Annotated in this window: 24 protein-coding genes; 18 read left to right on the plus strand and 6 right to left on the minus strand. The window is 43.6% G+C overall.

Annotated features, from left to right (window positions below):
- The first annotated feature begins 53 nt into the window (after positions 1–53).
- Together POW22_RS10900 and coaD are read left to right on the plus strand one after the other, a co-directional pair.
- Positions 54–1,037, plus strand: coding sequence for a D-alanine--D-alanine ligase (locus POW22_RS10900; RefSeq protein ID WP_272832702.1), 984 nt, complete (start codon positions 54–56; stop codon positions 1,035–1,037).
- A 13-nt stretch (positions 1,038–1,050) separates the two neighbouring features.
- On the plus strand, positions 1,051–1,509 hold the full coding sequence (gene coaD, locus POW22_RS10905) for a pantetheine-phosphate adenylyltransferase (RefSeq protein ID WP_272832703.1): 459 nt from the start codon (positions 1,051–1,053) through the stop codon (positions 1,507–1,509).
- Between the two features lie 85 nt (positions 1,510–1,594).
- Here the strand turns inward: coaD and POW22_RS10910 are convergent, their stop codons facing one another.
- Positions 1,595–2,320 carry a T9SS type A sorting domain-containing protein gene (locus tag POW22_RS10910; RefSeq protein WP_272832704.1) on the minus strand — a complete coding sequence of 242 codons (726 nt, stop codon included), beginning with the start codon at positions 2,318–2,320 and terminating at the stop codon, positions 1,595–1,597.
- A gap of 113 nt (positions 2,321–2,433) precedes the next feature.
- On the opposite strand from POW22_RS10910, the gene POW22_RS10915 reads away from it, so the two are divergent.
- Positions 2,434–4,176 carry a M14 family metallopeptidase gene (locus tag POW22_RS10915; protein WP_272832705.1) on the plus strand — a complete coding sequence of 581 codons (1,743 nt, stop codon included), beginning with the start codon at positions 2,434–2,436 and terminating at the stop codon, positions 4,174–4,176.
- Here the strand turns inward: POW22_RS10915 and POW22_RS10920 are convergent.
- Entirely contained in the window at positions 4,144–4,770 is a 627-nt protein-coding gene (locus tag POW22_RS10920) for an NUDIX hydrolase (RefSeq protein WP_272832707.1), read from the minus strand. The genes POW22_RS10915 and POW22_RS10920 overlap by 33 nt on opposite strands.
- A 7-nt stretch (positions 4,771–4,777) precedes the next feature.
- Here POW22_RS10920 and pyrE point away from each other — a divergent pair, with 7 nt between their 5' ends.
- The gene (pyrE, locus tag POW22_RS10925) at positions 4,778–5,419 is read left to right on the plus strand and encodes an orotate phosphoribosyltransferase (RefSeq protein WP_272832708.1); all 642 of its coding nucleotides are present in this window, start codon (positions 4,778–4,780) and stop codon (positions 5,417–5,419) included.
- A gap of 3 nt (positions 5,420–5,422) precedes the next feature.
- Positions 5,423–5,815, plus strand: coding sequence for an SRPBCC family protein (locus POW22_RS10930; protein WP_272832709.1), 393 nt, complete (start codon positions 5,423–5,425; stop codon positions 5,813–5,815).
- On the opposite strand, the gene POW22_RS10935 is transcribed toward POW22_RS10930, so the two are convergent.
- On the minus strand, positions 5,812–6,543 hold the full coding sequence (locus POW22_RS10935; protein ID WP_272832710.1) for a biotin--[acetyl-CoA-carboxylase] ligase: 732 nt from the start codon (positions 6,541–6,543) through the stop codon (positions 5,812–5,814). The genes POW22_RS10930 and POW22_RS10935 overlap by 4 nt on opposite strands.
- A gap of 90 nt (positions 6,544–6,633) precedes the next feature.
- Here POW22_RS10935 and rsfS point away from each other — a divergent pair, with 90 nt between their 5' ends.
- The 6 genes from rsfS (at position 6,634) to POW22_RS10965 (ending at position 11,397) form a co-directional block, all read left to right on the plus strand.
- Positions 6,634–7,005 (plus strand): ribosome silencing factor, encoded by a 372-nt coding sequence (rsfS, locus tag POW22_RS10940; RefSeq protein ID WP_272832711.1) that lies wholly within the window; start codon positions 6,634–6,636, stop codon positions 7,003–7,005.
- A gap of 9 nt (positions 7,006–7,014) precedes the next feature.
- A complete protein-coding gene (ftsH, locus tag POW22_RS10945; protein WP_272832712.1) occupies positions 7,015–8,973 on the plus strand; it encodes an ATP-dependent zinc metalloprotease FtsH in 1,959 nt (652 codons plus the stop codon).
- Positions 8,974–9,077: 104 nt separating this feature from the next.
- Entirely contained in the window at positions 9,078–9,692 is a 615-nt protein-coding gene (locus POW22_RS10950; protein WP_272832713.1) for an LUD domain-containing protein, read from the plus strand.
- A gap of 1 nt (position 9,693) precedes the next feature.
- Positions 9,694–10,494 carry a phosphatidate cytidylyltransferase gene (locus tag POW22_RS10955; RefSeq protein ID WP_272832715.1) on the plus strand — a complete coding sequence of 267 codons (801 nt, stop codon included), beginning with the start codon at positions 9,694–9,696 and terminating at the stop codon, positions 10,492–10,494.
- Positions 10,484–11,134: a phosphatidylserine decarboxylase family protein gene (locus POW22_RS10960; RefSeq protein ID WP_272832716.1), complete on the plus strand. Its 651-nt coding sequence runs from the start codon at positions 10,484–10,486 to the stop codon at positions 11,132–11,134. Before POW22_RS10955 ends, POW22_RS10960 begins: the two co-directional genes overlap by 11 nt.
- Positions 11,131–11,397: an acyl-CoA-binding protein gene (locus POW22_RS10965; protein WP_272832717.1), complete on the plus strand. Its 267-nt coding sequence runs from the start codon at positions 11,131–11,133 to the stop codon at positions 11,395–11,397. The genes POW22_RS10960 and POW22_RS10965 overlap by 4 nt, the downstream gene beginning before the upstream one ends.
- On the opposite strand, the gene POW22_RS10970 is transcribed toward POW22_RS10965, so the two are convergent.
- Positions 11,398–14,025, minus strand: coding sequence for a valine--tRNA ligase (locus tag POW22_RS10970; RefSeq protein ID WP_272832718.1), 2,628 nt, complete (start codon positions 14,023–14,025; stop codon positions 11,398–11,400).
- A 240-nt stretch (positions 14,026–14,265) separates the two neighbouring features.
- On the opposite strand from POW22_RS10970, the gene POW22_RS10975 reads away from it, so the two are divergent.
- On the plus strand, positions 14,266–14,676 hold the full coding sequence (locus POW22_RS10975; RefSeq protein WP_272832720.1) for a DUF1573 domain-containing protein: 411 nt from the start codon (positions 14,266–14,268) through the stop codon (positions 14,674–14,676).
- A gap of 51 nt (positions 14,677–14,727) precedes the next feature.
- Here POW22_RS10975 and POW22_RS10980 read toward each other — a convergent pair whose 3' ends face one another.
- Entirely contained in the window at positions 14,728–16,059 is a 1,332-nt protein-coding gene (locus POW22_RS10980) for an aspartyl protease family protein (protein ID WP_272832721.1), read from the minus strand.
- Between the two features lie 95 nt (positions 16,060–16,154).
- On the opposite strand from POW22_RS10980, the gene POW22_RS10985 reads away from it, so the two are divergent.
- Both POW22_RS10985 and murB read left to right on the plus strand, forming a co-directional pair.
- The gene (locus POW22_RS10985; protein ID WP_272832723.1) at positions 16,155–17,345 is read left to right on the plus strand and encodes a pyridoxal phosphate-dependent aminotransferase; all 1,191 of its coding nucleotides are present in this window, start codon (positions 16,155–16,157) and stop codon (positions 17,343–17,345) included.
- 3 nt (positions 17,346–17,348) lie between these two features.
- Entirely contained in the window at positions 17,349–18,353 is a 1,005-nt protein-coding gene (gene murB, locus POW22_RS10990; protein ID WP_272832724.1) for a UDP-N-acetylmuramate dehydrogenase, read from the plus strand.
- Here murB and POW22_RS10995 read toward each other — a convergent pair.
- Positions 18,334–18,891, minus strand: coding sequence for a hypothetical protein (locus tag POW22_RS10995; protein ID WP_272832725.1), 558 nt, complete (start codon positions 18,889–18,891; stop codon positions 18,334–18,336). The two genes, murB and POW22_RS10995, sit on opposite strands and share 20 nt — an antisense overlap.
- Before the next feature lie 94 nt (positions 18,892–18,985).
- On the opposite strand from POW22_RS10995, the gene POW22_RS11000 reads away from it, so the two are divergent.
- The 4 genes from POW22_RS11000 to POW22_RS11015 are packed head-to-tail and all read left to right on the plus strand — an operon-like array spanning position 18,986 to position 22,073.
- Complete coding sequence (locus POW22_RS11000) at positions 18,986–19,186, plus strand: membrane or secreted protein (RefSeq protein ID WP_272832726.1); 201 nt, start codon at positions 18,986–18,988, stop codon at positions 19,184–19,186.
- Between the two features lie 6 nt (positions 19,187–19,192).
- The gene (locus POW22_RS11005; protein ID WP_272832728.1) at positions 19,193–20,287 is read left to right on the plus strand and encodes a glycosyltransferase; all 1,095 of its coding nucleotides are present in this window, start codon (positions 19,193–19,195) and stop codon (positions 20,285–20,287) included.
- Entirely contained in the window at positions 20,278–20,850 is a 573-nt protein-coding gene (locus POW22_RS11010; RefSeq protein ID WP_272832730.1) for an RNA polymerase sigma factor, read from the plus strand. Before POW22_RS11005 ends, POW22_RS11010 begins: the two co-directional genes overlap by 10 nt.
- A complete protein-coding gene (locus POW22_RS11015; RefSeq protein WP_272832732.1) occupies positions 20,850–22,073 on the plus strand; it encodes an Nramp family divalent metal transporter in 1,224 nt (407 codons plus the stop codon). The genes POW22_RS11010 and POW22_RS11015 overlap by 1 nt, the downstream gene beginning before the upstream one ends.
- Positions 22,074–22,110 lie beyond the last annotated feature (37 nt).

Genomic DNA, 22,110 nt, shown 5'->3' on the forward strand with positions numbered 1-22,110 from the left:
GGTTTGCTGCAAACCCAACCTCAAATTACAAACGCTATAAATCACACATTCTTATGAAGCCCGTAAAAGTTGCTGTAATCATGGGAGGTTATTCCAGTGAACACTCCATATCTATAGAAAGTGGAGCCACAGTGGTCAAACATTTACATAAAGCGGGCTATGAGGTCTTTGCCGTTCGCATTGAACAGGAGCATTGGTATCATCTGGATACAAACAATAACAAGCATACGATAAACAAAGATGATTTTAGTTTTGAAGCTGACGGACAAAAAGTGATCCCAGATGCTATCTTCAATGTGATTCACGGTACCCCCGGAGAAGACGGATTGATGCAATCCTATCTAGAGCTCATTGGCATTCCGCAAACCTCTTGCAATTTTTACCAAGCTGCCTTGAGTTTCAACAAGCGCGATTGCTTGGCAGTATTGAAGCAGTTTGGAGTCAAGTGTGCCCAATCCTATTACTTGAACAAGCAAACCGATGTGCCCTTAGAGGAGATTGTCAAAGCAGTTGGCTTTCCTTGTTTTGTAAAGCCAAACCGTGCGGGCAGCAGTTACGGTATTTCTAAAGTCTATGAATTGGACGCCCTTCAACCCGCTATTGACAAGGCCTTTGAGGAAGATCATCAGATCTTAATTGAAACTGCCTTAGTGGGTACCGAGGTCAGCGTGGGTGCTTTTGATCGTCAAGGCGAGGTTCAGGTTTTACTGCCGACAGAAATCGTGAGTGAGAATGACTTCTTTGATTATGAAGCCAAGTACTTGGGTAAATCTGACGAGATCACCCCAGCCCGAATAAGCCAGGAAGAGACCGCCAGAGCTCAGGCAGAAACTGCGCGCATTTATGAGCTTTTAGAAATGAGTGGTTTGGTACGTTGTGATTTTATTCTTCAAGATGGCGAACCCTACTTTTTGGAGATCAATACCAATCCTGGACTCTCTGAGGCCAGCATAATTCCAAAGCAGGCAGAGGCTGCGAATATTCCACTGTCTGAACTGTTTGCCCAACTGGTTCAGAACGTATTACCACAGAAATAGTATCTTAGCTTCTATGAAAAGAAAGGCTGTATTTCCCGGATCTTTTGACCCGATCACTTTAGGACACTGTGATATTATTGAACGCGGACTGCAAATGTTTGATGAGATCGTTTTGGCTATTGGTGTGAATTCTGCGAAGAAATATACCTTTAGTCTAGAGCAACGTAAGGCGTTTTTAGAAGCTACTTTTGCTGGTGAAGAAAAAATCAGCATTGCTACCTATGAAACCCTAACGATAGATTTCTGTAAATCAGTAGAAGCTCAATTTATCTTAAGAGGATTGCGCAGTACCACAGATTTCAATTACGAGCGGCCTATTGCGCAAACCAACAGAGCTATGGACAGCGAGGTTGAGACGGTTTTTCTTATGGCTTCACCAGCCGTAACTCACGTTTCTTCATCTATTGTTCGCGAGATCATGAAATACGACGGCAACTACCAGCATTTAGTGCCAGACACGGTTCGCAAATAAGAGGCAAGACACCACTAAACATTTAATTATAAGACATAAAAAAACCCTGCCGTCTGGCAGGGTTTTTTAAGCGAAGAAATAATTCTTATTGCTTAACGATTTTCGTAGTGTAGTTTCCTTCAGTAGTTTCTAAAGTAAACATGTAGATACCGTTAGAAAGACCAGAAGTGTTGATGGCTCCGTTTACCATTACAACTCCAGTATCTCTACCCAATACGTCAAAAAGCTTAGCGCTAGTTACCTCAGCTCCTACAGGAACAGTAACGTTAAGCACGTCTTTTACAGGGTTAGGGTATACAGATACACCTTCAAGGTTGTTGTCTGCAGTAGAAAGAGTTGCTAGTACAGCGTCACCAGAGAAAGAAACTCCAGAGATACCTTCGTTTGCAACGAATACGAACATAATGTCACCATCGTTTACAACAGTTGTACGGATTCCATCAGGACCAGCATCGTTATCGAAACATCCAGCTCCAACACCACCAAGGTTGTCAGTTACTGTAAGACCTGTTGGGTCAGTTTCATCGATAGTAGTCGCGTAGTAAAGTACTGGCTCAGACAATCCAGCTGGAGTGTCAACAGAAACAGTTACTGTACCACCAGTTACAACTTCAAATTTGTAGTCTACAGAAGGAACGTTAAAGTTACATCCTACTTGACCTTCTTCTTGAGCTCCGTTAGGAACGTTTACGTCTGGATCGTTAAACGGAAGCGTTTGAACTTGGATGGCGTTCGCCATATCCACGTTTACTTGTGCAAACGCTGCGCCTCCCACTAAAAGACAGGCCAATAAAAGAGTAATTTTCTTCATGTCAATTTGTTTTAAGATTAGTTTTACCTTGCTAATGTAGCATTTAAATGTTGAAACAACAAAGTGAAAAACTGATTCTTTTTTAATTTTAAAGCCCTAAAAAATCCATCATTATGACCCGTTACTTGGCGCTTGTCTTTATTTTACTGTTATTATCGTGTAACTCTGAGGTTAAATCTGACCGAGATTTCACCACACTTTTTGAAACTTCAAACGGAACCCAAACCCCCGAATATAAGGACGTTATTTCCTACTACGATGACTTGAGCGAAACCTATACTTCTGTTGCGATGTATGAAATGGACCGCACGGATAGCGGGGAACGCCTGCATTTAGTAACCTTCAATCCCAATCGTAGTTTTGACTCAGAATTGGGCTTGGATGGTAAACAAGTAGTGGTCTTGATCAATAACGGAATTCATCCCGGAGAAAGTGACGGAATTGACGCCAGCATGATGCTGATCAGAGATTTGGCTCAAGGCAAGATCAAAGCCCCAAAAAACGTGATCATTGCAGTGATCCCTGTTTACAATATTGGCGGTTCACTCAACAGAAACTCCCACAGCAGGACCAATCAAAATGGACCTGAGGCTTACGGCTTTAGAGGCAATGCGCGAAATTATGATCTGAATCGTGATTTCATCAAAAGTGACACTTGGAATGCCCTAGCTTTTCAAAAGCTTTTTGACCTTCTGGATCCGGATGTATTTATTGACAATCACGTGAGTAATGGTGCAGACTATCAATACACCCTGACCCACTTATTTACTCAACACAACAAACTGGGAGGTAAAGCAGGCAAATACCTGCATGAGGTCATGATGCCAGCCCTTGAAGACTCCCTTGCTTCCAAAAATTGGGACATCACACCTTATGTCAATGTGTTCAACAGAACTCCAGAGGGCGGCTTTTCTCAGTTTATGGACGGACCGCGCTACTCCACCGGATATACGAGTCTATACAATACTCTGGGATTAATGGTGGAAACACATATGCTCAAGCCCTACAAGGATCGCGTGGAAGGCACCTACGCCTTAATGGAATCCGTAATTGGGTTTTCTGAGGCCAATGCCGAACAGATCAAGAACGTTAAACGCGAAGCCTGGAAAAATTATAAAACGGGTAGCTACTACCCAATCTCTTGGGCTATTGACAGCAGCCAAACAACAACGCTCAACTTTAAAGGATATGAGGGTACGTATGTCCCAAGTGAAATTACGGGTGCGAATCGTTTAAAATACAATCACGACCAACCCTTTGAAAAGCCAGTGACCTATTACAACTATTTTAAACCGACAGATTCCGTGCAGATCCCAGATAACTACATTGTTCCCAAAGGCTGGTGGCGCGTCCTGACACGTTTACGCGCTAACGGTGTGATCATGGATCAATTTGACAAGGACACGACTATGACTGTAACGGCTTATCGCATTGCCGATTACAAAACCTACAACCGTCCTTATGAAGGACACTATCCGCATTACAACACCAAAGTGGAACCCTATCAGACTGAAGTAATGATCCCTAAGGGAAGTTACCGAATTCCTGCGGAGCAAGAAGCGGTGCGCTATTTATTGGAGACCTTGGAACCTGCAGCGGTGGATTCGTTTTTCAATTGGAATTTCTTCGATACTGTTTTGCAGCAAAAAGAAGGCTTCTCCCCTTATGTCTGGGAAGATCTCGCCTTGGATTATTTAAATGAAAATCCTGAGATCAAGACTGAGTTTGAAACTAAAAAAGCAAACGATGCCAACTTTGCTGGGAATTGGTATGCGCAGTTGGATTGGATCCACAAGAACTCCCCTTATTATGAGGCGGCGCACTTACGCTATCCGATCTACCGGGTGAGTCGTTAAATATTCTTTAGGAAAAAGCAGTTTGATGTTCTCATAACTGCCTTGAAGGGCTTTTTGTGTTTGGGCAAAATTCTTCCACTTGGCTTTTTCAATACCTTCTTTGGCCTGAGGTTTTAAATCGCCATTGTAGCTCGATGACATCTCATACCAATAGGTGATCTTTAAGCGACGCTCTCCGTTGCGCTTGAAGACGTGATAGGTCTTTTGAATAAATCGGGTGACCTCGAGTTTCTTGGCGCCGGTTTCTTCTCGGACTTCACGCAGTGCAGCTTCTTCTGGAGTCTCTCCCTTCTCTAGTCCTCCTTTGGGCAGATCCCACTTTTTATTTCTGTAGATAAAGAGGATCTCTTTGCGATCGTTGTATACCAAACCGCCTCCAGCTTCTACCACTTTGAGTTTTTTTCTCAGGTGAGCTTCTAGTTTGTCAGCGTCTGAATGATAAAGATTAACATGGGTAAGCTTTCCCTTTTCAATCATTTTGATGAGCTTTTTGAATCGGACCAATTCTATGGGAATCGAGACGTATTCTTTGCCAATGAACTTCTCTGTGGAAAGTATCACTGGGATCTCATTAATAAAAACTTTGTAATACATTTGCAAAATGATATTGAAAAAGGACACAGCGGAAAAAACCGCCGAACTTCTGTTGCAAATTAATGCAATAAAATTGCAACCACAAAACCCTTTTACATGGGCTTCTGGTTGGAAATCACCGATCTATTGTGACAACAGAATCACGCTCTCCTATCCGCAGATTCGCAACTTCTTAAGAGAACACCTCGCCGGTCAGATTGAAGAATTATACGGTAAACCAGACGTTATTGCCGGTGTGGCAACAGGGGCTATTGGTATAGGAATGCTTGTTGCTGATTACATGAATCTTCCCTTTATCTACGTGCGTCCGGAACCCAAGAAACACGGGCGTCAAAATCAGATCGAAGGTATTTTAGAAGAACACCAGTCTGTGGTTGTTGTAGAAGACCTGATCAGTACCGGGAAGAGCAGTCTAAATGCTGTTAAAGCCCTTAGAGCTGCCAATGCACAGGTCAAAGGAATGTTGGCATTATTTTCGTACGGGTTTGATACGGCGACAGACAATTTTGCCGATGCCGATGTACAGCTTCACACCTTGAGCAACTATCAACATTTGCTGCAACAAGCTGAAAAAGCCAAGTACATTACCAAAGACGAATTAGAAACCTTAGAAAAGTGGCGCAGCAATCCCGCCCAATGGATGCAATAAATTATGAATCTTACAAGCAAGACGGTAACCTTAGATAAATCTGCTCAAAATGTTTGCGATTTTTTGAGCCATGTAAAGAATTTTGAACAACTCATGCCTGAGAATACGGCCAAATTTGAGTTGATTGGAGAACAAGCCTTTGTATTTGCATTAAAGGGTATGCCAGAGATCGCTCTTGAGCTTAAAGAGATCAACGCTCCCAATCAAGTAGTTCTCGGAGCCAAAAGTGACAAACTTCCTTTTACGCTTACCGCTAATATTGAAGAACTAGAAGCTAGCAAATCTGCTACAACCCTAGATTTTGAAGGAGACTTCAACGCTATGATGGCTATGATGATCAAAGGACCTATCAAATCCTTTTTAGAATCATTGACCGATAATCTTCAAAATATCTAGTAGATCATTTCTATAGCCTTTACGGCATAAAGATGGACGGAATCGTCTTCCAATAGTAATTCCAGATCGCCTTCAGGAGTCACCCCTTTTACCAAAGCGGTAAAGGGAGCACCATTGGCTATTCTAAAACTTGCCGCTTGGCCGCCTTTAAAAAGCGCATTTAAGTATTGCTCATACCACTGCAGTTGATCCACCACTCGAAAATCATCAAAGTAGGTATAAATCTGCCCTGCGATTCGCATGGCCAATTCTTCCAGATCATAGACTTTGCCTGTGATCTGTTTTAACGAATTAGCACGTGGCAATTCTTCCGGAAGGTCATTATTGACATTCAAACCAAATCCGATGACTCGGTGCACCGGCTTGCCACCAGACCAGATATTTTCAATCAAGATGCCACCGATCTTTTTCTGATATGACATAATGTCGTTGGGCCATTTGATACTGACAGCAGGAATTTGCAAGGCATCCAATTGTTTTTTTATAGCTAAGGCGACCACCATTTGCGGCATAAATGGGAAGACCTCCGGATGTTGCTCAAAACGTCTGTACAGGCTAAAAGTCAGACTTTCCCCAGCTTTGGAATACCAGTGGTTTCCATGCTGACCTCGACCCTGAGTTTGATCATGAGCAATAACGACCGTCCCTGTGCAGTCCACCCCTGTTTTTACAAGGGCTTTCAGGTAGTCATTTGTAGAAAGGGTGGCATTAAGTTTGATTAGCTTCAAGGGAGGATCTTAAATATTGTGTTAATCTTAATTGGATGACGTCTTTAAGGAACGAAAAAAGTAATAACTTTGCATAAATAAACCGATTTAATGTCAAAAAAAGAAGTAGGAACAGATCAATTAATAACTCAAATAATACGGGGAATTGAAGAGGTAAAGGGACAGGATATAGAAATCCTAGACCTGAGAGAGATTGAGAATACGGTCTGCGATTATTTTATCATTTGCAACGGTACCTCGAACACACAAGTCAACGCGATTGTGAATTCCGTTCAAAAATCGGTGAGCAAAGAGTTACGTGAGAAGCCTTGGCATACAGAAGGAACTGAAAATGCCGAGTGGGTTTTGATCGACTACGTTCACGTAGTAGTTCACGTATTCCAAAAACACATTCGAGAGTTTTACGATATAGAAGGCCTATGGGGTGATGCACATTCCATAAAAATCGAATCTACTTACTAAAAGCAGAACATGGCGGAGGAAAAGAAAAACAACGAAACAAAGAAGCCTAAATTCAGCCCCTACTGGATTTACGGAATTATCATAGTAGTATTATTGAGCATCCAATTCATGGGTGGAAACAGTTGGTCTAAACCACCAGCTACCACACAAGAGCAATTCTTGGATTTTATGCGTGAAGGTGATGTGCAGGAATTGGTCGTAGTGGCCAACACGCGCAAAGCTCGAGTGTATTTAACGCCGGATGCCAAGTTAAAGGACATTCACCAAAAGACAGAGTCTAACTCTTTCCGAGTGAATTCTGCTACCGCTCCTGATTATGAATTTCAGTTTGGTGATCCAACGTTTTTTGAAGAGCGCATTGTAGAGATCAACAACGAACTCAAGGAAGACGGAAAGTCTGTGACCACGGTAAAACGAACTACAGAAGAGAGTGTTTTGAGTGATATCTTGATCAGCTTGCTTCCTTTTGCCATCATTATTGGTATTTGGATTTTGATCATGCGACGCATGTCTGCAGGAGGTGCCGGAGGCGCAGGTGGACAGATCTTCAACATTGGGAAATCTAAAGCAAAGCTATTTGACCAAAATACAGAGGTAAAGACCTCATTTAAAGATGTTGCTGGTCTTGAGGGTGCTAAAGAAGAAGTTCAGGAGATCGTTGACTTCTTAAAACATCCGGAAAAATATACCTCTCTTGGAGGAAAAATACCCAAAGGAGCCCTACTTGTAGGACCTCCTGGTACGGGTAAAACCTTATTGGCGAAAGCCGTTGCAGGAGAGGCTAAAGTACCTTTCTTCTCCCTTTCAGGTTCTGATTTTGTGGAGATGTTCGTGGGAGTTGGTGCCTCTCGTGTAAGAGATTTGTTCAAGCAGGCGAAAGAAAAATCGCCTTCCATCATCTTTATCGATGAGATCGACGCGATTGGACGTGCGCGTGGAAAGAGCAACTTCTCTGGTTCTAACGACGAACGCGAAAACACCCTAAACCAACTCCTGACAGAGATGGACGGTTTTGGAACAAACACCAACGTAATTGTATTGGCTGCCACCAACCGCGCTGATGTACTGGACAAAGCTTTAATGCGCGCCGGACGTTTTGACCGTCAGATCTACGTGGATCTTCCGGATGTTCGCGAGCGTAAAGAGATCTTTGAGGTACACCTCAGACCTATTAAAAAACTCGAGGAACTCGATACGGATTTCCTCGCCAAGCAAACTCCAGGATTCTCTGGAGCAGATATTGCCAATGTTTGTAACGAGGCTGCCTTGATCGCAGCGCGTAAAGGAAAGAAAGCTGTTGGTAAGCAGGATTTCCTGGATGCGGTGGATCGTATTGTTGGAGGACTTGAAAAGAAAAACAAGATCATCACTCCAGACGAGAAAAAAGCCATTGCTTTCCATGAAGCCGGTCACGCTACCGTGAGCTGGATGCTGGAACACGCTGCGCCTTTGGTAAAAGTTACTATTGTACCACGTGGACAGTCCTTAGGAGCTGCCTGGTATTTGCCAGAAGAGCGTCTAATTGTGCGTCCGGAGCAAATGCTGGATGAAATGTGTGCTGCCATGGGTGGTCGTGCTGCAGAAGAGGTGATCTTCGGAAAAGTATCCACTGGAGCACTCAGCGATTTGGAAAAAGTAACTAAGCAAGCGCGCGCCATGGTCACCATCTACGGTTTGAATGACAAGATCGGAAACCTGACCTACTACGACAGCAGCGGGCAGACCGATTACAATTTCTCCAAGCCTTACTCAGAAAAGACTGCAGAGATGATCGACAAGGAGATCTCTAACATTATTGAGACCCAATACGAACGTGCTGTAGACCTTCTGAAAAAGCACAAGGACAAACTCACTGAGTTGGCTAATGTGTTGTTGGAGAAGGAAGTGATCTTTAAAGACAACTTAGAACTGATCTTTGGAGAACGTCAATGGCCAAAAGTGGAGACGATTCCAGTAGATTCAGAATAGCTTAACCATAAATAAGCGTTATATAATCTTAAAGTTGGGGCGAAAGGCTCCAACTTTTTTTTATCTTTGAGGTTAAACGTTTCAAATCCCCATCAAGAGCACTTATGAGTCTGTTTAAAAGACTGTTGAATCCTAAGTCCGGTAAGTCCAAGACTACCGAGGATACATCATTGGGTAAACAGCACAGTAAGTACTATCCGGAGAAACAACTTCCTATAGACGAAAAATTCACGTATAACTTCCGCAGAAACGGCGGAAAATTCTTGTATTGTGAAAATCTGGAAGAGGTGCTACAAACTTTTGACAACATCTTGATGGAAAACGATTGGTACGAATCAGAAGCCTTCTGCATAGACGAGCAACTCATTGAGCGCTTTGATGGCTTTAATCTTAAGTTCGGCACCAAGAGCAGCAGTAAATTCTTCTTGTCACGTTGTGAGTCGTTGATCGCCAATAACGGTTCTGTTTTGATCTCCTCCAACCAGATACGAGAAAAGAAACTGGACGAACTGCCTACCAACTTCATCATCTTTTCAACTACCAGTCAGCTGGTAGAGAATATCGGAGAGGGACTGCGCCAGATCAAAGATCGCAACAAGAACAAAATCCCATCCAACATTACCACCATTCAGGATTTTGAAACCCAAAAGGAAAAGGATTTCATGAGCTACGGAAGTACAACAAAAAACCTATATTTGTTGCTTCTGGAAGACTTATAGCATGAAGGACCTTTTGATTCGCACCGCTTCAGGAGCGCTCTACATAGCCCTACTTTTAGGGTCGTTACTGTGGTCCAAAATTGCGTTTCTCATCGTAGTATTTGTATTTGGAGTACTGGTCAGCTTGGAATATTGTCGATTGAACAAATTCCCAGTTTGGATAGGCATTCCGCTATTGGCTATTCTGGCAGGAGTACTGCATTGGGTAGTCCCCAGCTGGGTTGACCCAACCTTAATCGTCAGTTTTAATATCATTGTGAATTTGGCTTTACTTCACTGGCTTTTCAAAGCAGATGGAGTTTTAATGCCTCCGCTAAGACCATTGGTATTCGTTGGCTATTTATGCCTGGGAATCGGATCCTTATCACTGCTGCCTTTAGACAACGAGGTCTTCAATTACAAAGTAGTTATAGCCGTTTTTCTCATGCTTTGGGCCAATGATAGTTTCGCTTATTTGGTGGGACGTAATTTTGGCAAAACCAAACTTATGGAACGCGTATCCCCTAAGAAAACTGTAGAAGGATTCTTAGGCGGAGCTGTTGGAGCTATAGGTATCGGCATAGCGGCTCATATGATCTATGGCGTCTATGGACTGTGGAACTGGATCATCCTAGCGGCCATTGTAGTGATCTTTGGAACCTTAGGCGATCTGGTCCAATCTAAAATGAAAAGAGAAGCCGGTGTGAAAGACAGTGGCGTTATCATGCCGGGACACGGCGGATTATACGACCGCATGGATAGTCTGATTTATGCTGCGCCATTTGTCTATATATTCTTAATTTTGAACTGTTATGTTTCATAAGGAAGGAAATACGATTATTCTGGCCAGCTTAGTGCTGTGCATCGCTTCTGTGCTCACAGTGGATCAGTTTGTTGAATTACCCTGGCTGCGCTATACGTTGATGGGTACGTTTTTAGTTTTGCTGATTCTGATCTTACAATTCTTTAGAAATCCCAAACGAAATTTCACTCCAGACGCCGCTGCAGTATTATCTCCAGTTGACGGAAAAGTCGTAGTGATAGAAGAGGTTGAAGAACCCGAATACTTTCAAGGCAAACGCAGGCAAGTCTCCGTTTTTATGTCTCCACTCAATGTCCACGTAACACGCTACCCAGTCGGTGGCGATATCGTTTACAGCAAATACCATCCTGGGAAATATTTGGTGGCTTGGCATCCAAAAGCATCAGAAGAGAACGAACGCACCACCGTGGTGGTGAAAAGCGAACAATTTGGTGATGTGTTGCACCGCCAGATCGCCGGAGCACTTGCTAAGCGCATCGTGAATTACGCCGAGGAAGGACAACAAGCAGACCAAACTTCAGACAGCGGATTCATCAAATTCGGATCCCGTGTAGATGTGTTCCTGCCTTTAGACGCGAAAATTGAGGTCAGCCTCAATCAGAAAGTAAAAGGTGGACTCACAGTGCTTGCGCGCGCATGAACTCAGAAGAACTAGATAAAGCCTTTGAAACGGCCGTGGAGACCATCAACAGCCACGATCAACCCTTTCCTGCAGATTTCTTACTCAGACTCTACGCCTATTACAAGGTAGCCACTAAGAACAGAGAGTTGCCCAGCAGTTCCAAACCCCTGATCAATGCTTTTAAAACCAATGCTTTATTTCAAGTCAAAAACATGACTCCGGATGAAGCCAAGCAAAAGTATATTGACGCAGTGAACCACTACCTCTTGTACCGAAGGTAATTATTGTAAACCGGCCAGACTGGCTTTCAAGGTTTCGATCTTCGCTAAGGCGTCTGCTTCTTTTTTACGCTCAACGGCAACCACTTGCTCCGGAGCATTATTCACAAAACGCTCGTTGCTCAACTTTTTCTGAACGCTCTTTAAAAAGCCTTCTGTATAGCTGAGTTCTTCTTGGATCTTGGCGATCTGCGCTTCCACATCAACAGCCCCACTGATCGGCACAAAATACTCGTTGGCTTTTACTCTAAAAGTCAAAGCTCCGTCAACGGCCTCCCCGTGAGAGATGTTCAGAATGTTCCCAAGTTTTTGGATCACCGGCTCAAAGCTGCGCCCTTGCTTTTCATTATCGGCTATAACAAGATCAACGGTTTCTTTAAAGGCGATCTGATTTTCCTTTCTGATGGTACGAATGCCCGATACAACCTCCATAGCAAAGTCAAAATTCGCAATGAAATCCGCATCAAAATCTTGGTGTTTTGGCCAGCTAGAAACGATCAAAGCTTCCTCTGCAGAACGCTCCGCGATATCGTGCCAAAGTTCTTCCGTCAAGAACGGAATGAACGGATGCAAGATGCGTAAGTTATCCTCAAAAATCGCAATAGCCTCACGATAGGTCTGCGCAGATGCAGGCTCCCCGTATGGCGGCTTGATAGCCTCTAACATGGTAGAGCAGAAATCATCCCAGATCAAACGGTAGGTTTCCATAAGCGCCGTAGAAATGCGGTATTGCTTAAACTCGCTCTCTACAGTGCGCAATACTTGTTGGAAACGGTTGCGGTACCATTGCAAGGCCAAGCTTTCCGCTTCTGTTTGTTTTCTATCCTCAGAAACTTCCCAACCTTGAATCAGTCGGTAAGCATTCCAGATCTTGTTGACAAACTTGCTTCCTTGCTCGCAGAGATCCACATCAAACATCAAGTCGTTTCCTGCCGGGGAACTCAACAACATTCCAACACGAACGCCATCAGCGCCGTACTTTTCAATAAGCTCGATCGGATCTGGAGAATTCCCCAGAGACTTGCTCATCTTTCTGCGTTGCTTATCGCGTACAATTCCAGTCAAATAAACATTGCTGAACGGCTTAGCATCACGGTATTCGTATCCGGCAATGATCATACGGGCTACCCAAAAGAATAAGATCTCAGGAGCCGTAACCAGATCATTGGTCGGGTAGTAATATTCAATTTCTTTATTATCTGGCTCCAAGATTCCGTTAAAAACAGAGATTGGCCACAGCCAGCTAGAGAACCAAGTATCTAAAGCGTCTTCATCTTGGCGCAGGTCTGCAGCGGTCAACTGCGCGTTTCCGCTTTTTTCTTGAGCCAGTTTAAGTGCTTCATCAGCAGTTTTAGCAACTACAAACTCCTGTTTGTCAGCACCGTAATAGTAAGCTGGGATTTGATGTCCCCACCACAATTGACGAGAGATGTTCCAATCGCGAACATTCTCCATCCAGTGCTTATAGGTGTTGATGAACTTTCCAGGAACTAAAGCCACATCTTCCTTAATAACAGCCTCTAAAGCTGGAGCTGCTAGGTCTTTCATCTTCAAGAACCACTGATCGCTCAGTTTAGGCTCAATAACGGCACCAGTACGCTCAGAAGTACCTACTTTATTGGTGTAGTCTTCGGTTTTCACCAAGTGGCCTAATTCTTCAAGCTCCTTGGTAATTCCTTTACGTACAGCAAATCGATCCTGCCCTTGGTAATGCATTCCGTATGCATTCAAGGTCGCATCGTCATTAAAAATATCGATGATCTCTAAGCCGTGCTTATCTCCGAGAACCTTATCGTTTTCATCATGGGCAGGGGTTACCTTTAAACAACCTGTACCAAACTCCATATCTACATATTCATCCTCAATGATCGGGATCTCACGGTTGCAGATCGGAACAATGGCCTTTTTACCTTTCAAATGGGTGAAACGCTCGTCATTAGGATTGATACAGATCGCCGTATCTCCTAAAATGGTTTCCGGACGCGTGGTAGCAATGGTCAAAGTATCGTCAGAACCAGCAACTTTATAGGAAACGTAGTAAAGCTTCCCTTGCTTTTCTTGGTAGATCACCTCTTCATCAGAAAGGGTGGTCTTGGCCTGAGGATCCCAGTTTACCATGCGGTAACCGCGGTAGATCAATCCTTTGTTGAAAAGGTCAACAAAAACGTGGATCACAGACTCAGACATATCCTCATCCATGGTGAATTTGGTGCGCTCCCAATCACAGGAGGCTCCCAAACGCTTTAATTGCTCTAAGATGATCCCGCCGTGCTTGTGGGTCCAATCCCAAGCGTGCTTTAAGAATTCATCACGGGTCAGGCTACTTTTCTCGATCCCTTCGGATTTGAGTTTGGCAACAACCTTAGCCTCCGTTGCAATAGAGGCGTGATCCGTTCCAGGTACCCAGCAAGCATTGTAGCCTTCCAAGCGTGCTTTGCGAATAAGCACGTCCTGAATGGTATTGTTAAGCATGTGTCCCATGTGCAGGACTCCAGTCACGTTTGGTGGTGGAATTACGATGGTATAAGGCTCCTTTTCATTGACTTCAGAATGAAAATACCCCTGATCCATCCAGTAGTTGTACCACTTCTGCTCTACCTCCTTAGCGCTGTATTTTGCTGCTAATGCCATTTTGGTCTGATTTTTGAACTCTATAAGGGAGCAAAAGTAGTTATATACTCAAGAATTTAAAAGCTATTAGGCGATTTTTGGACAAGTCAAAATATTGGCTACTTTAGCATTAGGAAATGTAATGAACCCCACTAAAAGTGTGCATTTGGTCGAAAATTTTAGATTTTAACACAGACTTAGCGCATTTTTAGCAGATAAACTAACCCAAAAAACCTACTTTGGTTCTCTAAATTAAATGACATGAAAAAGATTATTCTTTTAGCCGTAGTAACTTTAATGAGCTATGCTGTGCAAGCTCAGGACAAGGTGGCAAAAATTGAATTCACTCAAGAAACCATCGATTACGGTGAGATCAACAAAGGCGCTGACGGAGTTCGCGTATTTGAATTCACCAATACCGGAAACGCTCCGCTGATCATCTCAGACGTTAAATCAAGCTGTGGATGTACTGTACCTGAAAAACCAGACGCACCAATTGCCCCTGGAGCTACAGGAGAGATCAAGGTGAAATATGACACCAGACGCGTAGGTCCAATCCGCAAAACGATTACTGTATACTCTAACGCTGACGAGCCTGTTAAGGCCATCAAGATCAAAGGAACTATCCTAGATCCAGACAGCAAGAAAAGTGTATTAGAAAAGACACGTTAAGAAGCACTTGCTTCAGTAAAATAGAAACCCTGCCATTCGGCGGGGTTTTTTTTATAGCACTCGGCGGAGCTTAAAGGCGATCCTCAAGTTATACCCGTTGCGATTCACTCTAAAACGCATCAGTTTTCCTTCTTTGGAATGAAACAGTGCATTGAGCTCTTGTAAGGTATACCGATGAATTGGCTCTCCATTGAGAAAGGTCAAAATATCACCCGGCCGCATCCCAGCCTCATAGGCTGGTGAGCCTTCACGTACCTCTGCCACCTCTATCTTAGGAGCCAGTTTAATTGCGTACAACTGCTGAGTCTCATACATAATGACCTCATTCTTTACATTGTTGGGATCATTTCCGTATTTGGATTTATTAGTTCCCGCCAGCTTTTCCTTTACGTACTCATAACCGTTATGCTGCAAGGTTAAGCCGCTCATGTTGTAGTAAAATGGCTGATTGAAATAACGGTTCTTCTTTAAGATCAATTCCCGATCGGGATAGTTGATTATCGTAGTAAATCGTTTGAGTAGCTCGCCACCCATAGAACCGTCACGAGCTTTGAATAGATTGATGTTCCCAAAGGCGTCCTTGTCTGGAAAGGCCGTATTGACATCGCGTAAATAATAATCACCCAATCCGACTCCCGCAATCCGAGAACGATCTCCAAAAATATTTCCATTGAGTCCCAAGCCTAAGAAATCTCTAAAGTGCTTTTTGGGTACTTTTATCCAGGGCTCCTTGTCCTTTAAGAGCCACAAAGCATCTCCAGAACCAGAATCTAAAAGCACGGTAACAGTATCGGTAACACCCCTTACGGTGGCCTCCAGTTCCACATAGGGTTTGTTGTTGTAAAAGCGCATGGGGGTCTTAAAGCAGCGTCGGCAGTCTGGAGGTTTGTAATACTCAGGATCATAAAAAGTCAGCTTTTCCCGAACATAATCGGTCTCTACCACAAAATCTTTAAAAAAGTCATAGCCAATGATCCCGTGAACAGCTTCTCCCAAACGCGGAGAAAAATTCAAGTCCTCATCAAAAACAATAAAGACGGATTGATTGCGGTTGATCGCTTCGCCAATTTTGAAAGTGTTGCCAGTAGATTTGATGGCCTCAATGGAACTCCCGGTCCCCAAGCCGCGCAGCTTGACGGGTTTAGTATTATTGAGTTGGATGGAATCTTTATTCTCTATGCTGAACAAGATGGTGGCATTGACTCCGGTGTCCAACAGAAAATCTAAGGTGACTCCGTTGAGCTCTACAGGTACAATGACCAAATTGCTCAAGAACTGAAAATCGATCTTATTGCTCGGAGTGCCTTCCGGCAGGCTAAAACGCCCTTGCCCCAGAAGGGTGCAACAGACCAAAAATGAGCAAATAAGCAACAGATTTTTCAAGCAGAACGATTTTCTAGTATAAGTTATAAAACTTAAGCCAATGTTACTTTATCTTTGCTTTTCGAAGTCGAATTTTAACTATTTATCCGTTCGCTATGCCTGCAATCTCTCAGAAAGGAGTGGCCATGCCGGAATCACCGATCAGAAAACTGGTTCCGTTTGCAGAAGCTACCATCAAGCAAGGTAAAACCATCCATCACCTCAACATCGGCCAGCCCGATATCAAAACCCCGCAAGTAGCCCTTGATGCTATTAAAAACAACCAAATAGAAGTATTGGCCTATTCGCGCAGCGAAGGTTCTGACCAATACCGCGAAAAAATTGCGGCTTACTACGCCAAACATGACATACATGTTGGTGCGAACGACATTATTGTGACCACCGGTGGTAGTGAAGCGCTGCTCTTTGCTATGGGTTGTATTGCTGATGCAGGCGATCAGATCATCATACCGGAGCCATTTTACGCAAACTATAACGGCTTTGCAACGGCATCTGGAGTAGAGATTGTTCCTGTGATCTCTAAAATTGAGAACAACTTTGCCCTACCTCCTATTGAAGATTTTGAACAACTCATCACGCCTAATACTAAGGCGATCTTGATCTGTAACCCAGGGAACCCAACGGGCTATCTCTATTCTAAAGCAGAGATTCAAAAACTAGCTGCTTTGGTTAAAAAACACGATCTCTTTTTGGTGGCAGACGAAGTCTACCGCGAATTCACCTATGGAGATGAGCCGCACTACTCTATTCTGCAAGAAGCAGGATTGGAAGAGCACGCGATCATTGTAGATTCGGTTTCTAAACGCTACAGCATGTGTGGTGCGCGCATTGGGTGTTTGGTCTCTAAGAATAAAGCGGTGATGAAGACCGCGATGAAATTTGCTCAGGCGCGTTTAAGCCCTCCTACTTTCGCACAGATCGCTAGTGAGGCTGCCTTAGATACACCAAACTCCTACTTTGAAGAAGTGAAAACCGAATACCGTTCCAGACGCGATACTTTAATTGCTGGATTGGAAGAAATTCCAGGTGTTGAAGTGGGGAACCCAAAAGGAGCCTTTTATTGCATTGCGCAATTACCGGTGAACGATTCCGATAAATTTGCCCAATGGCTTTTGGAATCTTTTGACTTAGATGGAGAAACAGTAATGGTGGCTCCAGCTGCTGGTTTCTACTCCTCAGAAGGAGTTGGAAAGAATCAAGTGCGTATTGCATACGTACTCAATGAAGACAAACTCAAGCGTGCTGTTGCCATTCTAAAGGCGGCGCTGGCTGTTTACAAAGATTAAGCATTGCCTACTTCCTTAAAGACATACAATACTTTTGGCATTGATGCACAAGCTGCAGATTTTATTGAGATCAGCAGCCAACAGCAATTGCAAGATCTTCTGAGTGAAGATGGCCCTAAGGATTATTTTGTACTCGGTGGTGGTAGTAATATGTTGCTTTGCGCGGCGATTGAGCAAACCGTACTGCACATTAACAACAAAGGAATTCGAGAAGTTTCTCGTACCGAAGATTACATCACCCTAGAATTTCAAGCGGGCGAGAATTGGCACGATGTTGTTATGTACTGTGTGGACAACAACTACGGCGGCATTGAAAATCTAGCACTCATCCCCGGAAAGATCGGAGCGGCTCCAATACAAAATATTGGCGCCTATGGCGTGGAACTCAAAGACGTTTTTGTTTCCTGCACGGCTGTTGAGATTGCGACTGGAAACTTAAAGACTTTTGATCTGGAGGATTGCCAATTCGGCTATCGCGATTCAGTTTTTAAGAATGAACTTAAAGGAGCCTATATCATCACTTCTGTTAGTTTAAAACTGAGTCTTGACAATCATGCTTTGAGCACTTCTTACGGTGCGATAAATACAGAATTAGAAAATCTCAATCTGATTCCTTCTGTAGCCAATATAGCTCAAGCGGTGATCAATATCAGAAGTAGCAAATTGCCAGATCCAGCACAGATCGGTAACAGTGGTAGTTTCTTTAAAAATCCTGTGATCAGCAGGGCAGCTTTTGAGGTGTTTCAATCAAACAACCCAGATGCTCCATTTTACGAGGTCAGTGAGACGGAAGTAAAAGTTCCTGCAGGCTGGCTTATAGAACATGCCGGTTTTAAAGGCAAGCGTTTTGGAGACGCAGGTGTTCACGACAGACAAGCGTTGGTCCTGGTCAATCACGGAAATGCTACTGGACAAGAAATTTGGTCTCTTGCGCAAAGAATTCAAAAGGAGGTTTTGGAAAAATTCGGAATCGCGCTACAAGCAGAAGTCAATCTGATTGGCTGCTGATTGGTCTTAGCAAATGCAACAACCCATTGGCGGCTCTAATATCCGTTTGCCACATCAGATAGCGTTTCCCAGAAGGGTCTTCTACTAAGAGACTGTCAGAAGCTCGACTAAAAACCCATTCTTTTCCACTAGTGCTCATCGCAGAAAATCGCGGCCTAAATCCGTTGAGTTCTTCCATGATCTGCGGACTGCCTAAAGACTGCTCCAATAGATAATCATCCAAATTTGTATCCTTGCAGTCTTTGCGAGACAGCATTGAGCTTGGCACCAACAAGGTTTTCTCTCCACTGGAAAATTTAAGCGCATCTGCAAAACGCATATAGGTTGAATCTTCACGTGCTTGATCGCTTAGGCGTTCTGCCAAGCGCAAGTGCAGGCCATCTACTACGGCTACTTTAATTGGAGGTGGTGGCGGAGCGATCGTGTCGATTGCAGGAGCTGCAACCCGTTCCACTGGAACCTCAGCTTTCTCCTGCTTACAACTAAAAAGTAGTAAACTCCACACCAAAAGAATTAAGTATTTTTTTGCAGCCCTCATCGAACTAAAGATATCAAAAGATTGTATTTTTGCAGGGTGAATTGGTCAGATAATCCATTGAAGACGAATTCTTAAAGCTCAAAGCACAAGCATAATGAAACTACTCTTACTCACACTTGGACTGTTACTGTTAGCCTTTGCAGGGATTGCCATTAAAATCTGGGCAAAGAAAGACGGCGAATTCGCCGGTACTTGTGCTAGCCAAAATCCAATGCTCAACAAAGAAGGAGAAGCTTGCGGATTCTGCGGCAAAATGCCTAGCGAGTTTGGTTCTTGTAACGAGTCTAGCAAGTAATCTTTTTTGACGCCACTGGTTTACATAGCCCTGGGCGTACTGCTGATCAACCTGCTGTACTACTTTGTTTTTATGTACTTCGGATGGAGCAAAAACCCTGCTCCGCAGACCTCAAAGGTCTATCCTGTATCCTTAGTGGTTTGTGCAAAGAATGAAGCAGAAAATCTAGAAAAGAACATCCCGATTTGGCTTAGGCAAAACCATCCTGATTTTGAACTAGTTTTAATTGATGACGCCTCTACAGATGCAACTGCAGACCTCATAGATCGCTTTAGCAATCAAGATCCACGGATTACTCCAGTCTATGTAAAAGCCAACGAACGTTTTCACAATTCCAAAAAATACGCATTGACCTTGGGCATTAAAAAAGCCAAACACACCCGTATGGTTTTCACGGATGCGGATTGCGTTCCAGATTCTACCAATTGGCTAAGCACCTTGAGTCAGTATTTCAGTTCAGAAAAACAACTGGTACTGGGATTCGGTGGGTATCAAAAACGCTTTGGATTGCTTAACGCCCTGATCCGTTTTGAGACCTTTACCACTGCGCTACAATATTTCTCTTATGCTCAGGCCGGGAAACCTTATATGGGCGTCGGAAGAAATTTAGGATATACCAAGATCCTATTTGAAGAGCAAAAGGGCTTTGCTAGTCATATCAAAATTCAGTCGGGTGATGACGACCTTTTTGTCAATCAGGTAGCAACTGCTCAAAACACGACCTACTGTCTAGACCCGGAGAGCTTTACCACATCGGAACCCAAGTCCAGTTTTGCGGCTTGGATCAGACAAAAAAGAAGACATATCAGCACGGCTAAACACTACAAAACATTCTTTAAAAATGCTTTAGGGCTTTACTATTTGGGGAATCTTGGGTTTTGGACTGTGTTAATTTTGCTTGCAATAACAAATCTGCAATACGCGCTAATTTATCTAGGACTTAGAACAGTCCTGCAGTGGTTGGCTTACTCAGGAGCTGGAAAAAAATTAAAAGCGCTAGACTTGGTTTTGGCAGCTCCCGTCTTGGAGTTGTTTCTCATCTGTTTCCAAATGAGTATATTTATAACCAATCTTCTAAGCCCAAAACCCACTTGGAAATAAACGAGCAAAAGATTGCTTCAGCTATAGATAAAGCCCTTAAAGGAGACCAAATTGCCTTTAATACTTTGCTGAATACCTATTGGAATCAAGTCTACGGATTCCAACTCAAGCGCTTAAAAGATGAATACGAGGCGGAAGAGATCACCATCCAGACCTTCTCTAAGGCTTTTGATAAGTTGAGTACATATGATCCCAAATACGCATTCAATACCTGGCTGATCACCATCTCCAAGAATCTGCAGATTGACAAATCCAGAAAGAAAAACAATCAACCAGAAATAGACCGATACACCTCCGCCAGCGAACACCTAAAAAAGGTTGCAGATAATGCACCAACCGCAGAAGACAAACTCATCACCGAGCAAAATCTGGCAGAACTCTTGGCCATGATCAAACAACTCAAGCCGCATTATCAAGAAGTGATCAACCTGCGTTATTTCCAGGAAAAGTCATACAATGAGATCTCCGAGGCTATGGAAGAATCGCTTAGCAACGTAAAAGTAAAGTTGCTTCGGGCAAAAAATCTACTGGCAACTCTTATCAAATCCAAACGCCAAGGCTAATGCAATGGGCACAGACCATACGCAAATTGGGCCCCGGTTTTCTATTTGCTGGAGCCGCTATTGGAGTATCGCATTTGGTGCAATCCACAAGAGCTGGAGCCGATTTCGGCTTAGGTTTACTCTGGGCCTTATTGCTGATCAACTTGGCCAAATATCCCTTCTTTGAATTCGGACCGCGCTATGCCATGGCTACTGGAGAAAGTCTTTTAGAAGGCTATAAAAAACTTGGTCGGCCTGCGCTGATCGCTTACTTCGTAATCACCTTAGCAACCATGTTCACCATACAAACGGCGGTGACCATTGTGACCTCAGGCATTGCCAGCAGCCTTTTTGGCGGACAAGACACCACGCTTTGGAGCGCCATTATCACAGGAATCTGTTTTCTGATCCTGATTCTTGGGCGTTACAGGGTCTTGGACAGTTTGATGAAGATCATCATAATCTGTTTGACCATAAGTACGCTGATCGCCGTGGCCTTGGCACTCACAAATAACAGCGATGTAAATTGGCAGCAACAATTGCCAGACACAGCAATGGGAATTGGGTTTTTAATAGCCTTTATGGGATGGATGCCTGCGCCTTTAGACATCTCCATATGGCATTCTATGTGGACCCTTGAAAAAAAGAAGATCACAGATTCTATAACTCCAAAACAGTCGCGCTTTGATTTTAATGTAGGTTATATCGCCACGGTGATTCTAGCCATTTGCTTTCTGCTATTAGGTGGATTGGTAATGTTTGGCAGCGGTCAACAATTTTCAAGCCGCGGAGCGGTCTTTGCCAATCAACTCATTGAAATGTATACCGTGAACCTCGGAGAAGGTACACGATACATCATTGGAATAGCTGCCTTAACCACTATGTTCAGCACCACTTTAACCACTTTGGACGCCTCTCCAAGAGCTATGGCGCGTACCACGGAACTCTTGCGTGATCGAGAAATGCCTAAAGCCTATTTGACCTGGTTGATCATTTTGGTTCTTGGAACTACCGGGATCTTTGTCTTTTTGACCCGCGTAGAAGGTTTGATGGGTATTCTGATAGAGGTTGCAACCGTTCTTTCCTTTTTAACGGCACCATTTTACGCCGGACTCAATTTAAGGCTCGTAACCAGCAAACATATGCCTGAGCAGCACAAACCCTCAAAACCCTTGTATATTCTGGCTTGGATAGGAATGCTCACACTAATTAGTTTTAGCATTTGGTATCTTTTCACGCTCTAGTAGAATTAGTGCTTTCTTCGTAACTTTGTAGTGTAAA

This window comes from Gilvibacter sediminis (assembly GCF_028561565.1).
Classification (GTDB): Bacteria; Bacteroidota; Bacteroidia; order Flavobacteriales; family Flavobacteriaceae; genus Gilvibacter; species Gilvibacter sediminis.